The sequence below is a fragment of the Mesorhizobium sp. M1078 genome (assembly GCF_040318615.1).
Taxonomy (GTDB): Bacteria; Pseudomonadota; Alphaproteobacteria; order Rhizobiales; family Rhizobiaceae; genus Mesorhizobium.
Window position 1 is genome coordinate 22,502 of the sequence record NZ_JAMYMP010000031.1, and the last position, 12,811, is coordinate 35,312.

The 12,811-nt window shown below is 58.3% G+C and carries 13 protein-coding genes and 2 pseudogenes; 8 read left to right on the plus strand and 7 right to left on the minus strand.

Translation table 11 applies throughout. From position 1 onward, the window contains the following. The first annotated feature begins 705 nt into the window (after nucleotides 1–705). The gene (locus NKH38_RS26880; RefSeq protein ID WP_352764134.1) at nucleotides 706–1,290 is read left to right on the plus strand and encodes a hypothetical protein; all 585 of its coding nucleotides are present in this window, start codon (nucleotides 706–708) and stop codon (nucleotides 1,288–1,290) included. On the opposite strand, the gene NKH38_RS26885 is transcribed toward NKH38_RS26880, so the two are convergent. Beyond that, nucleotides 1,253–2,788 (minus strand): MFS transporter, encoded by a 1,536-nt coding sequence (locus tag NKH38_RS26885; RefSeq protein WP_352764136.1) that lies wholly within the window; start codon nucleotides 2,786–2,788, stop codon nucleotides 1,253–1,255. The genes NKH38_RS26880 and NKH38_RS26885 overlap by 38 nt on opposite strands. A 192-nt stretch (nucleotides 2,789–2,980) precedes the next feature. Next, entirely contained in the window at nucleotides 2,981–3,463 is a 483-nt protein-coding gene (locus tag NKH38_RS26890; RefSeq protein ID WP_084624820.1) for a hypothetical protein, read from the minus strand. A gap of 195 nt (nucleotides 3,464–3,658) precedes the next feature. On the opposite strand from NKH38_RS26890, the gene NKH38_RS26895 reads away from it, so the two are divergent. The 4 genes and pseudogenes from NKH38_RS26895 to NKH38_RS26910 all read left to right on the plus strand — a co-directional run. Beyond that, nucleotides 3,659–3,934 carry a hypothetical protein gene (locus NKH38_RS26895; protein ID WP_023829685.1) on the plus strand — a complete coding sequence of 92 codons (276 nt, stop codon included), beginning with the start codon at nucleotides 3,659–3,661 and terminating at the stop codon, nucleotides 3,932–3,934. 67 nt (nucleotides 3,935–4,001) lie between these two features. Continuing rightward, nucleotides 4,002–4,289, plus strand: a complete 288-nt coding sequence (locus NKH38_RS26900) for a hypothetical protein (RefSeq protein WP_081731045.1) — start codon at nucleotides 4,002–4,004, stop codon at nucleotides 4,287–4,289. A 1,058-nt stretch (nucleotides 4,290–5,347) separates the two neighbouring features. Continuing rightward, a complete protein-coding gene (locus tag NKH38_RS26905) occupies nucleotides 5,348–5,833 on the plus strand; it encodes a ParB N-terminal domain-containing protein (protein WP_023697180.1) in 486 nt (161 codons plus the stop codon). 41 nt (nucleotides 5,834–5,874) lie between these two features. Further along, nucleotides 5,875–6,465 (plus strand): annotated as a pseudogene (locus NKH38_RS26910) (ImmA/IrrE family metallo-endopeptidase); the annotation flags it as partial. A 176-nt stretch (nucleotides 6,466–6,641) separates the two neighbouring features. Here NKH38_RS26910 and NKH38_RS26915 read toward each other — a convergent pair. From NKH38_RS26915 to NKH38_RS26930, 4 genes are read right to left on the minus strand one after another with little or no spacing between them, the layout of a single operon-like run. Next, nucleotides 6,642–7,592, minus strand: a complete 951-nt coding sequence (locus NKH38_RS26915; RefSeq protein ID WP_245266069.1) for an ImmA/IrrE family metallo-endopeptidase — start codon at nucleotides 7,590–7,592, stop codon at nucleotides 6,642–6,644. 2 nt (nucleotides 7,593–7,594) lie between these two features. Then, nucleotides 7,595–8,125 carry a helix-turn-helix domain-containing protein gene (locus NKH38_RS26920; protein ID WP_023830723.1) on the minus strand — a complete coding sequence of 177 codons (531 nt, stop codon included), beginning with the start codon at nucleotides 8,123–8,125 and terminating at the stop codon, nucleotides 7,595–7,597. A gap of 15 nt (nucleotides 8,126–8,140) precedes the next feature. Next, the gene (locus tag NKH38_RS26925; protein ID WP_352764142.1) at nucleotides 8,141–8,788 is read right to left on the minus strand and encodes a hypothetical protein; all 648 of its coding nucleotides are present in this window, start codon (nucleotides 8,786–8,788) and stop codon (nucleotides 8,141–8,143) included. Beyond that, nucleotides 8,785–8,991 carry a ribbon-helix-helix protein, CopG family gene (locus NKH38_RS26930; RefSeq protein WP_010913797.1) on the minus strand — a complete coding sequence of 69 codons (207 nt, stop codon included), beginning with the start codon at nucleotides 8,989–8,991 and terminating at the stop codon, nucleotides 8,785–8,787. The genes NKH38_RS26925 and NKH38_RS26930 overlap by 4 nt, the downstream gene beginning before the upstream one ends. 150 nt (nucleotides 8,992–9,141) lie before the next feature. Between NKH38_RS26930 and NKH38_RS26935 the strand changes: the two genes are divergently transcribed. From NKH38_RS26935 to NKH38_RS26945, 3 genes are read left to right on the plus strand one after another with little or no spacing between them, the layout of a single operon-like run. Next, nucleotides 9,142–9,798 carry a multiubiquitin domain-containing protein gene (locus NKH38_RS26935; RefSeq protein ID WP_032898264.1) on the plus strand — a complete coding sequence of 219 codons (657 nt, stop codon included), beginning with the start codon at nucleotides 9,142–9,144 and terminating at the stop codon, nucleotides 9,796–9,798. After that, the gene (locus tag NKH38_RS26940; RefSeq protein WP_023697173.1) at nucleotides 9,773–10,960 is read left to right on the plus strand and encodes a ThiF family adenylyltransferase; all 1,188 of its coding nucleotides are present in this window, start codon (nucleotides 9,773–9,775) and stop codon (nucleotides 10,958–10,960) included. Before NKH38_RS26935 ends, NKH38_RS26940 begins: the two co-directional genes overlap by 26 nt. Continuing rightward, nucleotides 10,957–11,361, plus strand: a complete 405-nt coding sequence (locus NKH38_RS26945) for a ubiquitination-like system serine protease family protein (RefSeq protein WP_023697172.1) — start codon at nucleotides 10,957–10,959, stop codon at nucleotides 11,359–11,361. The genes NKH38_RS26940 and NKH38_RS26945 overlap by 4 nt, the downstream gene beginning before the upstream one ends. Nucleotides 11,362–11,726: 365 nt before the next feature. On the opposite strand, the pseudogene NKH38_RS26950 reads toward NKH38_RS26945, so the two are convergent. Then, nucleotides 11,727–12,806 (minus strand): annotated as a pseudogene (locus NKH38_RS26950) (IS5 family transposase); the annotation flags it as partial. Nucleotides 12,807–12,811: the final 5 nt, after the last annotated feature.

Here is a 12,811-nt window from a genome sequence, read left to right on the forward strand (position 1 = left end):
TCGGCAATATATACAGACAAATTTGAATTAAATCGGAGATGATCATGGAGGCCGAGTTCCCTGACCTGATGCCGCCATTGAGCCCGCCGACGACCACTCGCTGGCGCTCGGTCGGTTCATAAATGCCGAGCACCCCGTCCCGAGACCACCTCTGACCTCCCTCCTTCGATGCTAGACGCGTGGAAGACATGGCTGCGCCGCCGCTGCGAGAAAGGCGTGTCCCATCGCGCGGCGGCTGCATAGTGGGCAGCAGTGCTGGGAGCTAATCGGCAAAGCCGCGTGTGGCGATTTTGCATAGCGGGCGCAGGCGAATCGCCACGCCCGTCCAGCATGTCCGATGCCGCGTAGGCCGCCAGGATCCCTGAGCGGAGTGCATGCACGATCCCGCGTGATGACAGTGGATCGGCACAGAACAGGCAGTCGCCCGCCGCGACCCAGCGGTCACCGGCGGCGGGATCGATTGCGGTTCCCGCCGCCTTGATCATGCTGGCGGTCTCGATTGCGTTGGGCGGCACGAGCGGCGCGATGGACTGCGTTGCGGCTAAAGCTTGGTACCAATGTCCGGCTTTGCGCAGTTCGCTGCCCAGATCCGGATCGGTGAGGCACGCGCAAGTCGGCGCTGTACCACCAGCCTTCGGGACGCGCCTTGACGACCATGCTGCAATCGCCCGGTGCGCGGTCGAAAAAGCGTGTGTAGGCGGCAAGATGTCCGTGCATGGTGAGCTTGGCGCCGAAACATCGCGCCAGCCTCCAACTGCGACCGGTCGCCCAAACCACGGCGCGGGCAACGATAGCTTCATCGGCCAGCTTGAGCAGCCAGCCTTGATCGTCGCGCACTGCCGAACCCACGGCCGAGCCAAACCGCGTGTCCACACCTGCCGCCTTGGCCGCCTGCACCATCAGCCGGTCGAATCGCGTCCGGTCGAGCTGCCAGCCGGCACCTTGAGCGGAAAACATGCCGTGCCGCTCGCTGGGAACTTCATTGGCCCACACCGAAACAAGCGCACGATTTTCAACGAAGCCGGCCTCGGCGAACGGCGTCCAGACACCAAGCTGACGCAGCAGCCCATTCGCTACTGCCGGCAGCACCTCTCCCGGCTTTGGCCGATCATGCCTTCCTGCTTCCAGCAACAGCACGCTCCGCGCGGGTGCATCGTTGCCAACGCCAGTCCGGATGTGGTCGCCGCCGAACGTGATCGTCTCAGCGAGCTGGCGGGACAAAATGCCAACCTCAAGATAGCGTTGGCCCGGATCAGCGCGCTCGTCCAGCTTCCGTCAGACGATGATTGAGGCGAAGGTAGTCCGTCCAGGTCGGCGTGCGAAACGTTTCTGTCCAATGCATAGGCTTCTGCAAGTTCCGCTGGAGCGTCCAGTTCCGGGCACCGACGCGGCTGTGTACATGGCGCCGCTGCCGCATGAGGTCGAGGAAGGCCTCGAGATTTCTCTCGGCTATCAGGTATTCGATCTTGACCACGATCGGGCCGCTCCTCGGCTTCAAATTGAGAGAGACAGCTGGGGCATCGAATTCCTCCAAGGGATCGGGCTCGGAGTCGCGGCGCTCCCGAAGCGGAAAGAGAACGCCGGCTGCAGCGACGATCAACAGGGCTCCAGCGGAACCCTCTAGCGCCCAGGTCAACGAATGGTTTTCGGCCACCGTGCCCCACACCCAGCTACCGAGCGCGATGCCGCCGTCTATCAAAGCATAGTAGATCGAGATGGTGCGCCCCACGACCCAGCGCGGGCTCGCCAGCTGCACGCTCACACCGACCCCTGACCAGGCGGTGACCCAGCCCGCGCCGCCCAAAGCGAGTGCAATTGCCGCCACCCCGATCGAAGAGGTCAGTGCCAGGGAAAGTGAGCACGCCGCGCAGGCGACGCAGGAGAGCCTCATCAGCCGCTCCTGCGACAAGCTCCGTCTGAACAGGCTGTTGGAGAGGCCGGCGAAGACGGCACCGGTCCCGAAGCCGGCCATGAGCGCGCCATAGGCGAGCGGGCCTCCTCCCAGCTGGTCGCGGACAACCACCGGCAGCAGCGCGAGTATGGCGATGCTCGCCAGGCCAAAGAGGGTTCCGCGCGCGATCGCCGCTTTGATTTCCGATGACATCGCCGTGAAGCGCAGCCCGTCATAGATCGCCGTCCTCATCGACTCGCGTGGAAGAGGGGACGAGCGAACCTTCCACTTGCAGCGCCAAATAGTGGCCAAAGGTACGAAATAGGTGAGCGTGGTCACCGCAAATGCCGCCATGAGGCCAAAAGAGGCAACCACAATGCCGCCGAGCGCCGGACCCACGGTCCGGACGGTGTTGAAGCCAACAGAAAGCAGGGTTACGGCAGCGGGAACATCTCGTCGATCCACGATATCGCCAACCGACGCTTGCCAGGCCGGATCATTGAGAGCACCGCCGCTTGCGATCAAAAAGCTGAAGCCGAGGATCATCCACGGACTGACAAAGCCCAGCGCTACAGACGCGGTCAGCATCGCGGACGCAATCACCATAAGGCACCGACCGGCGAACATCACCCTGCGCCGGCTGAAATTGTCGGCGAGAGCTCCGGCAAAAACGGACAGGACGAAAGCGGGCAGGTTCGATGAAGCCTGCACCAGCGCAACCATCAGATCGGAAGTCGAGATCGTTGCCATCAGCCAGCTGATGGCAACAGTCTGCATCAACCAGCCGAGGCTTGAAACCTGCGTCGCGAGCCAGATCGAACGAAAGGTCGGCTGCAGAAGTGGCCCAAAGGTCGTTGGTGCAGCCAAATCTTCGTTTGATCCAGCCACCCTACTCATTTTGCGAACCTTTGCTTTCCGTTATTGTCGTTTCGCATGTAATCTAGGCTGAACCGTGGCGGCTGGAAGAATAGATGGACCCATTTGTCTCCGACGATGTGGCCACAGTTCCTCCTGACCAGTGGTCTGGCGGCCGGGACGCAGACATGGGCCGGCTCACTCGCCTTCGACGACATGTTGGTGAGCCGGAATTCACATGTCATTTGAGGCATCATGCTCGTTCGACGCGCTGCGAGCGATTTTTCGCGAAACGTTACCCTGTTCTTTTGTTGGAAACTCACTCATCAGCGGCGTTCGATGCTGAGTGCGGCTTCCGAAAAGTGAGGACGCTTGCAGATCTTTGACAGGATCAGTTCCCTGATAGATGCAGACGATTGCCAGGCCGCGATCGAAGACGCGCGCGCCCTGCTCCTTCAGTTCGGACAAAAGTCTGATGCGCTCACACATGCGATCGACGAGTTTCTGCTCGACCTGATGACATTGGCTTTCATCGTCGAATGTTACGGACGCGGCTTTGAACTTTTGGCGCGAACGCTTGCCCGTAGAAGGCTGGCGAAGGTCAGACTGTTGTCGGGAGGGGTCGGCCGGGCAGAACGGGTTCCAAAGCCTGATGGCTGAACCGGCGATCGAGCCGCGTTCCATTAACGACGTGGCGACCGCCAAAAAAAAGGGCATCGGAAAACCGAGGCCCTTTAGGTGTAAAGTCAAAACCTTCAGAGGGGAACAGCTGATACCATGGAATGGGAGGAAACCATCGCATGCATCAGCTGTAAAGCTTAATGGCTAAAAGTTGTGCAATGCGCAAACACATTTTGTGCAATGCAGCTATGCAGTAACGCAAAGCCTCAAGTTGCAAGATCGATTTTGGAAATGTTTGCTGCTCGTACGGTGATGGGCGAGATCCTTAAGCGTATGTACGGCGGCATGATGGACGCTTGCAAGCAGCCAGACAAGATTATCGCGAAGCTAAAAGAAGGTTCGATCCAATCGGCGATGCTCAATACCCGCGCCATTCTGGTTCAGCCGGGCGTTACATCGCCTCGCCAAGTTGAGGATGTATTGGTCGCGAGCAGCCGCGCGCCAATTTGGAACCCACGACCATATGCAACGATTGGGCACTGTCCGAAGAAGGCCGAGAACGGTTGAAAGTGCGCTAGATGGAGATATTCTGAATTGGAACGGGGGCCTGGTTCATCGCCAAAGCGAGACATGGATGAAAAGCAGATCGCGCCCAACGCCTGATCCAACCATTGCAACGGAAGTCCCCTGGTCGGAAAGCCTAACCGCATATGATGACAAGCATTTCCAGCTCTATTTGAAGCTCATGGACGCTTGCGCCGACAGTGCCAGCGAAGAGGAGATGGCGCTGGATGTACTGGGTATCGATCCGGTCAAAGAGCCAATCCGCGCCCGTAAGGCCCTTCGCAGTCACCTCAAACGGGTGCTCTGGTTTATGCATGAGGGCCATAAGGAACTGCTTCCAAGCCGGCCGCCTCAATAACTGCGGCGCCGAACAAGGTTGCCCGAGAGATCAGGTGGCGCCCTCGGGGGATGCGAGGACACTTGAAAGCCGCAATCGGGTTATCATCTCCATACTGCGTGATCTCTCGGTGTACTACGGTCCCGACTTTACGGATGTCACCCCCGTCGGCCTGGGGCACCCCTTCAAGGTGACATTCACGTCGGCCCCGGATTTGTCTGGCACCTACGAGAACGTTGCAGGGAGCGGCTCGGTAAGCGGCTTTGAACGACCCGGTCAACTCGTAATGACCTACTCCGGAGCAGATGGGATGTCCCATGGAGTTGCCATTCTCCAAGACATTCAGACCCACCTTTCTTCCAACAACGTCGAGCATGATTACGTGGGAGCCGTTTTGGTCCACGCTTGCTATAAGGCGGACACCCAGCAGTGCGATGCCGCCAAATCACGCAATATAAATTCTGCAGGGCGATTTTGTCGAAAAACAGGGAACCCGACAAGGATCCTTCCCTCAAGGGTTACTCGACGAACCATGTTCGGCTTTTCAGAACGATCTGAAGCTGAAGCTTAGCCCGACGGCACAGCTTTAGGCACGAAGGCGCTCACCAGGGTCGCAGCTCAAAGAGAACGGCGCCCTTCGCCGGGGGGCCGTCCGTTCCGCATCCCGCCTGACGGCGGCGCGTTGCTGATGCTCCTACGGCCGCCCTGTTGAGCCGGTCTCAGGGCCACGGTCTTTCTCCTGCACCGATCTGACTTGGTCCCGCTGGCGGGCATTTAGGTGCTTCCGTTTTGTACGCTCTTCTTTCTTGGGCCGCTTCGCGGCACGGCTGCGCCGACATGGATGTGCCTAGCGGCACCTCTCCTATGTAGCGGGAAGAGAGGCGCGCGGCCCTCTCTCCCCAGCAAGCCGCCGCGGGCGGGTTCCCCCATCTTCCTCCGCTTCGCTAGGTGCAGACCGGGGAGACCCCTCCGCCCCCGGGACTTGCCCCCCCCCTCGCTCCCCGCTACTCGCCGCGAGGCAGGGGTTCAGGGGACCTGAACCCATCAGGTCAATCGCTGAAATCAACACGAGCAAGTCCATGAATACCGCTGTTATCACTATCCCGCCCGCAGGTAGGGCCGAACTGGCCGCCAGCATCGAGGCCCATGGCCTCATCCATAACCTTTTGACCCGCAAGGCCCCGAAGGGAGCCAAGTTCGAAGTCGTCGCCGGAGGGCGGCGACTGGGGGCGTTGCGGTTGCTGCTGGACGAGGGCCGCACCGTACAGGGCGTGGCTGTGACCAAGGATTATCCGGTCAACCGCTGGCTTGAAGACATTACGGCAGTTGCCGGCCATTATGCGTTTCTCCCTGAAGTCGACCTGCCAGATTTACTCAACGGCTTAGGCTACCGAAGCCTGGGGATGAGGATCTGGAGGGCATTGCCCAAACAGCGCGAGAGCACTGGGGAATCGGATTGCGACCGACCCCAACGTAGTTGCTCTGCTGGAGCAGATCGGCGTCGTCGTGGCGAGCGAACCAATGGAAACCACACAGTTGTATGGGCTAAGCAGGTGGGGATCTGATCGTCGCCCACACGTATTTCTAGCGCAGTCATTCGCGCGAAGACAATTTTGATGCCGCGCACGAGTTGGCCCACCTCTTGCTGCACCGTGCAGTGTCCGAGGATGAGCTTGTCGAGAATTTCAAGCTGATCCAAGACCAAGCTCATCGGTTCGCTTCAGCGTTGCTTCTGCCGGCGAGTCAGTTCTCGGCTGAGGTCACTAGTGCCTCGCTTTGGGAGCTGGAGCGGCTGAAGGTTCGCTGGCGCGTGTCCATCAAGGCTCAGATCATGCGTCTCCAACGCCTCTGCATTGTCGATGCCGAGGGAGCGACCCGCCTTTATCGTAGCTACAGCGCCAAGGGCTACTCAGGATCCGAGCCCTACGATGACGTTTGGCCGCTGCAGCAACCTACGTTACTGGCTGATGTATTTCGGACCGTGGTGGATGACGGGGGCTGTCCAAGGAAGAGCTTCGGCACGATCTGCCGTTGTTCGCTCATGATGTTGAGAGCTTGGCTGCACTTCCTCCAAGTAAGCTTGACCCCAGCACTCCGGTGCACAGGTTCTCCTGGCTGCCGGATGCGCACGTCTGCGGTCTTCACCGGATGGACCTTCCTCCGGGCTGGCTCTCGCAAGAGCCTGCTCGCGTCGTGAAGCTGAAGCTCGTGGCGCCGACCCGCGGTGAGGGGCCGTCCGGCCAGCTCGGCGAGGTCATACCAATGTCGCGCCGACAATAAGCGACGTCCGCCAAGAAATATGCCGCAAGCGAAACAGCGGTGGTGTGCTTACAGTATGGGCAAGCTGCCGTTGAGATAACCGTCTGCCTGTGCCTAGGCTGCCCTAAAGCCGACAGGGAAAATGCGCTGGTGTTTCTTCTTGTAGATGCAGTAAGTGAGCAGATCGTAGGTGTTTGAGAAGCTGTGCAACCAGAATACATGGGGTTCGCCGTTCGCATCATAAAAGATGCTTTCGCCTTCGCCTACTGGACCCCGTTTGCGGTTCGTTGCGTGATCGCAGATCGCGGAATAGGCAACTGTGGTGGTGATTCCGGGAAAGTGCTCAGCTAAAGCTATCGATCTTGGAAAATATGCCACATTGTCATTCCCTGCCTTCTCGCAAATATCTCTGTGATACGGATGCCGACTGACAACGCCGAAGGCAGGAAACTCCGGGTCGCGTTCACAAACCATTTGCCAAAGTGTTGTTGTAAGTGTGTTCCCATAGCGCTTGCGAAGCTGCTCGATACTCTTCCATTCCAATGAGCAGTCCAGCGCTTCCGGTCGAAACCTTCCTCCCAGAAACAAGAGATGGCGTCCGCCATAGTTAGCTTCTGCTTCCATTGCCTGATGGAATGTTGGGTTCAGCGTGGACTCGTTGTCGCCCAGAAGCAGGGAGCGATGCCACGGTAGAAGGTCATGTGTAATTTCATGTGCGATGAGGAAGCGTCGCTTTAGCTCGGCTACCTCGTCATCGATGAAGATTCTTTTGTCGCCTTCCTTCAACATTAGGATACCACGAAGGCCATATTGCTGGACTACATCGACCATGCGCTTAGCCGTGCTGGTGATCTCGTTCCCAGCCATTCGCGCCCTGTGGGCGATCTCATCTAATAGGCTCAAGTTCGCCTTGCTATAATAGGTAAGGTCAAGCTTTTGCAGCGCGCGCACCTGCTCGAGCCTTAATGGGGGCTCTGGATTGCCGAGATCACGTAGCAAACGTGATATGTGCTCATGGATATCTCGGCGCTCAAAGTTCCCGATTATCGGCTCAATCGCAGACATGGTCATCCATTCTTCTTATCGATTGACGCCAGTACCTTAACGAAATCGTTGAGGTCGCGCCTTTCAGCCTGGCTTAGTTTCGATAGGTCGTCTGAACTCGCAGCAAAACGATGCACCGCTTCGGTGAGATTGTCATTCTGCGCGGACGCCGCCGCAGTCAGCAGTCCTACAGCACGTGCTGAAACCCCAATAAACTCGGCTAGCTGATGAACGGTACGCGGGCCTGGAACATAGTTGGGATCCTTCTCCACCTGCTCCAATTCCGCCGCATCAACACGAATTTTGGCAGCCAACTGCGCAATGCTTAAACCGTCCTTGCGTCGAAGCTGATGCACCAACTTAAACAACACAGCAGATTTCTGTTCGGGGGCAGCCGAATTAGGCTGCCCCGCAGTTGCTTGATGACGAGACTTCTCCTGCATAAGACGCTCAAGCGGAGCTGCGTCGCGGAGCGGGAGCCCCACGTCGCAATCGACATCCGGATCATGTTCGATATGGCTGCGCAGCCAATCGGCAGTGAAATGTAATTTCATGGTCGACTCCTCTTGTTAGTGTTGCACGGATAGGAAAGTCGCAGCATCCCTGCTGGAAAGCTCGAAGTATCTAAGTCCTTTATGTACTCCTTCGCTATCCGTTCCGAAATCCGTCATTCCGATCGCATCCCGGTAGAAAACTTCTGCGCCACGAAGAGAATGCAGACCAATTCGGCCACCAAATTCCTCTTCTAGGCTCAAGCTGACGGCCGTACCGATGAGCACACGGCCCGCGCCCTTGTAAGTCGGGTCAGCAACCAACTTTAGTCGGTTCCATGGAGCCGTCGCCAAAAACTCCACGTAGATCAGCGGCGCTCGCTGATGCTCGGGGTGGCGACTGAAGCAATCCTGACCGCCTTTGCGCGTCATCATGATGGCTTGGGTACTGCCACCACATTCAAGCACGAAGAAATCGAACAGGAAGGGGTCGTTCAGCGCAACCAGCGCCTTCTTGCCCCATTCCCAATGGGCGTCTTCAGCATTGACCTCTGCTAACGTCTGAAGGGAAGCCTTAGCCTCCCTCCGACGCAACTCAAAAAGAGGTCGCCAGCGTCCTTCGATATGCGCGAGATTCGTGCTGTCCAAGCCATGATACAGGTGTGCATCTTCGTACAGGCCTGTGGCACGATTTTTGAGAAAGACTCGATCGATCAGCCCTTTCATAGAACCATAAGCTCTACTTTTTCTGATTTATCCGCGCTTTCGACGAACACCTTTTCGCCCCGCGCCAGTCGATCATCGACTGATTTGTAGAGCCGCAGCGCTTGGCGAACGAGTGCGGTTTTAGACAACCCTTTTTCTTCACACATGGTTTCAAGGACGCTCATTTCTGCGTCCGACAAATTAAGCGTCATCGTACGCTTCACAGGCGCTTCTCCCTAACCAGCACTCTCCATGTAGCTATAAAGTCCATACCTGTCAATCAAAAAACAACCATTAACTAGCCAATTAATAGCTAGACATTGGCTAAAAACTCCATATATGATTTGTGCAGAATGAGAAACAAGGAGGGTTCAATGCCTGACGTAACGAACTTTACATATAAGCTGGATGGTCGCGTGATCGCCACCAATGACGCCATAATCTCAGGTCGCGAGGTCCGCACCATCGGCGGGCTCAATCCAGCTAGCGGTTATATTCTCATCCAGATTGCGGACGGGTCGACGCGTTCGATCGGGCTTGAGGAGCCGACCGACCTGCGACAGATGCCGCAGCCTGAGTTCCTTTCATTCGAAGGTGATCGGACCTTCTCCCTCACCGTCAACGAGCGCGGCTGGGAATGGGGGGCGGCCAAACTCTCCGCAGCTGACATCTACCGTTACGCCAGCATCGATGAGGAACTCGAGCTAATCCTGGACAGCGCCGGCGACGCGGTCATTCCCGCTGATGGCGAGGTGACTCTGGGCGGACAGGGAGTCGAGCGCATCCGCAGCCGCGAAGCGAAGACGGTGGTCATCAAAGTCAACGGGCGACCGCGTACGGTGCCCAAGAAAAAGCTCAGCTATCGTGAGGTTGCACTTCTCGCCTACCCTGACGCCGACTTCGAGAAATTCAAGTACACGATAACTTACCTGAAAGGTGTACACGGCGCGGAAGGTGATCTGGTGGAGGGCGAAAAGATCGAAGTCAAGAATGGGATGGTCTTCAATGTCCGCCGATCTGATAAGTCGTGATCCACATCTGAAGCAACTGCTGGACGAGGGGTTTGAGCTTGAGATGCGCGACCTCGTCCTCCTCGTTCACAGCGTGCCCTATGTGAAGCGGGACATGTCGCTTGGTCGAGGCACACTTGTCTGCACTCTGTCGCTGGATACGGAAGGCCTGACCTCGACTCCACTGACGGACCACACCATGTGGTTCGCCGGCGAGACGCCTTGCCATCGCGATGGCACGCCAATGACAAATATCATCCATAATAGTCAGGAAGCGACTGTGGGGTCGGACATCAAGGTCCACCATTATTTCTCGTCGAAGCCAGAAGGCACCGGCCAGTATGCCAACATTTACGACAAGGTTGTCACCTATGAGTCTCACCTCGGTGCTGCTGCGCGGTCTCACGACAAGACCGCCAACGCGCGTACAGGCGTCACGTTGGCCAGTGCGGAGGACGATAGTCCCTTCGCGATTCCCGATTCTGCGTCAGTCCGCTACGGAATCCTCGCCGCCAACCGCAAACTCAGGGGCAGCATCGCGATCATCGGCCTCGGCGGAACCGGTGCCTATCTGCTCGACCTCGCCGCCAAGACCCGTGTTGCCGAGATCCACATCTACGATGACGACCAGCTTCTCAACCACAATCTTTTCCGTTCGCCTGGTGCTCCCGAACTGGTGCTAGCGAAGAATTTCCCCCGCAAGGTAGATTATTACGCTGCGCTCTACGCGCGCATGCACAAGGGCGTGAAGCCGCACACCACTCGAGTGACGGCTGACAACATTGACGAATTTTCAGCCTATGACTTCGTATTTGTCTGCGTTGATAAGGGATCGTCGCGGCGCGTGATTGCCGAAGGGCTGGTTCGCCTGGGCATTGCATTCGTCGACACTGGCATAGGTATAGGGCTGGACGACAACACGCTCGACGGTTGCGCAAGGGCAACGTTTATTGCCCCTGGCATGCCGTGGGCGGAAGTGGCTACCCATCTGTCGTTCGGTGACGACGACGAAGAGGCCGATGTGTACGGAACCGAAATCCAGATCGCCGAACTCAATTCTTTGAACGCGATTATGGCGGTCATGCGCTGGAAACGCTGGCTGACCTTCTATCGTGATGAGCGCAACGAAAGGAACGCGACATACATGATCGAGGGCAACAATATCACAAACCGGGTGACATGATGGCTCGGGTGGATTGTCTTACAACGGTCTTCGTCGAAGACATTCCGGAACAACTGGAAGACGGTGTCCTTTACGTGTCGCGCGAATGCCACGTCGCGCTGCATAATTGCGCGTGTGGGTGCGGCGAGGAGGTTTCAACACCGCTCGTTCCGACTGAATATGACCTCATTATGGAAGACGAGGGAGCCTCGATATGGCCGTCGATCGGCAATCACGACTTCCCTTGTGGCTCGCACTACATCATTAAAAGCGGCCGCATCCAATGGGCCGGCAAGATGTCTCGCGCGCAGATCGAAGCGGGCCGCGTCCATGACCGTCTGCTCAAGCGCGGCGCCCAGCCGAAGGGGCTCAGGGCCATCGTCGCATGGTTCAAGCGCCTGTGGATCAAGTTCATTGGCTAATCAACGTTTGCCATGGGGTCGGCCGCAATTTGCGGTCGGGCTGGCGCCGACACGGCTGTCCTCCGATTGGCTCCAAGTAGGTCTAGGAAGCCGGTAGTCGTTGATGTTGCAAATCTGAATGAAGGGCAGGTTTCAGGGAAACGGTTACCTGGCGGCGTTGTCCAAATGAGGCGCGAAGCCCGATCTTTCATCCAGGAGCACCCGGACAACGCCGAAACTCGCTCGTCAGGGCCGGAGATCGCTTCGTTTTCTGTGAAGTCGGTCGATTAGGGATTCATTTTGGTCGGTACCCATCCAATTCTGAATGAACCGAATTTGGCGGTCTGACCGGCCGAACAGATAGTCGACCGTGAACAATCCAGCCCCTAAGCGGCGACCGGCTTGGGCCGGAGTTGGAAGAGAGCGATCAAGAGCGACAAAAAACCCTTCAGCCACCTGAGCAGGAGGGAGAAGTTGTAGCCGGCGGCGGCCAGGATGGCGTTGACGGCGTCGCCCTGCTGGCCGGCGAGGTAGTTGCGGCCCATGCGGTGCTCGGCCTTGATGTGGCCGATCACCGGCTCGACCGCCGACCGCCGCCGCATCTGGCGTTTGATTGCCGGGGTGACGCGGCGTTTCTGGCCGCTGGTGACGACCCTGAACCTGTGGCTCTGGGGTGCGTTGTGGCCGCGATAGCCGGCGTCGGCAAGGATGCGGCCGATCTCGTTGCCGATGGTCTCTTCGATATCGGGGATGACGCTTGCCAGCGTGTGGCCGTCATAGGGATTGCCGGGCAGTGCTTTTGCATGCAGGGCGAATTGGCCGCCCTTGGAGCGCTTCAGCGTGGTGGCCACCGAGGCCTTGACGCCGAACTCGTAGGGCATGTGCGCCTTGCCCTTGCCGATGCATTCCACCTCGTGCGCGTGCAGGCTGTAGATCTTGCGGCCGCGCTGACGCTGACGCTGCTCGAGAACGGTGGCGGCCTGGTAGAGCGGCCATTTGAAGAGCGCGTCCAGCCCCGCATCGCCGGCAATCTGGCGACCGATGTCGCGAATGGTCCGGCCGAGATAGGTCTTGAGCCTGCGCAGCGCCTTGTTGGCCCGCTTGAACTGCTTGGCGTGGGCATAGCGCTGGTGCTTGATCAGCGCCAGCTTGCCGACCCGCACATAGCTCTGGCGCAAATTGAGCCCCGTCTTCCTGGCCAGCCGCACCAGCCGTTCACGCGCCCGGTGAATGAGCTTGGCGTCGGTCGGGAACATGACGTTCTTCGGCTGCACGGTGGTGTCGACGATCACCTGGCGCGTGTCGGCCGGCTTCATCGCCCCGGTCTTGACCGCAAGGCTGAGGCTCTCCTGCAACAGCGCCATGATCCGCTCCTCGCCCATGCGGCCGCGCCAGCGCGTCATCGACGAGCGATCGAACGGCAGCGCGTGGCAGAAGAATTCCTCGCCGCAAAGGTACTGGAAGTAGATCC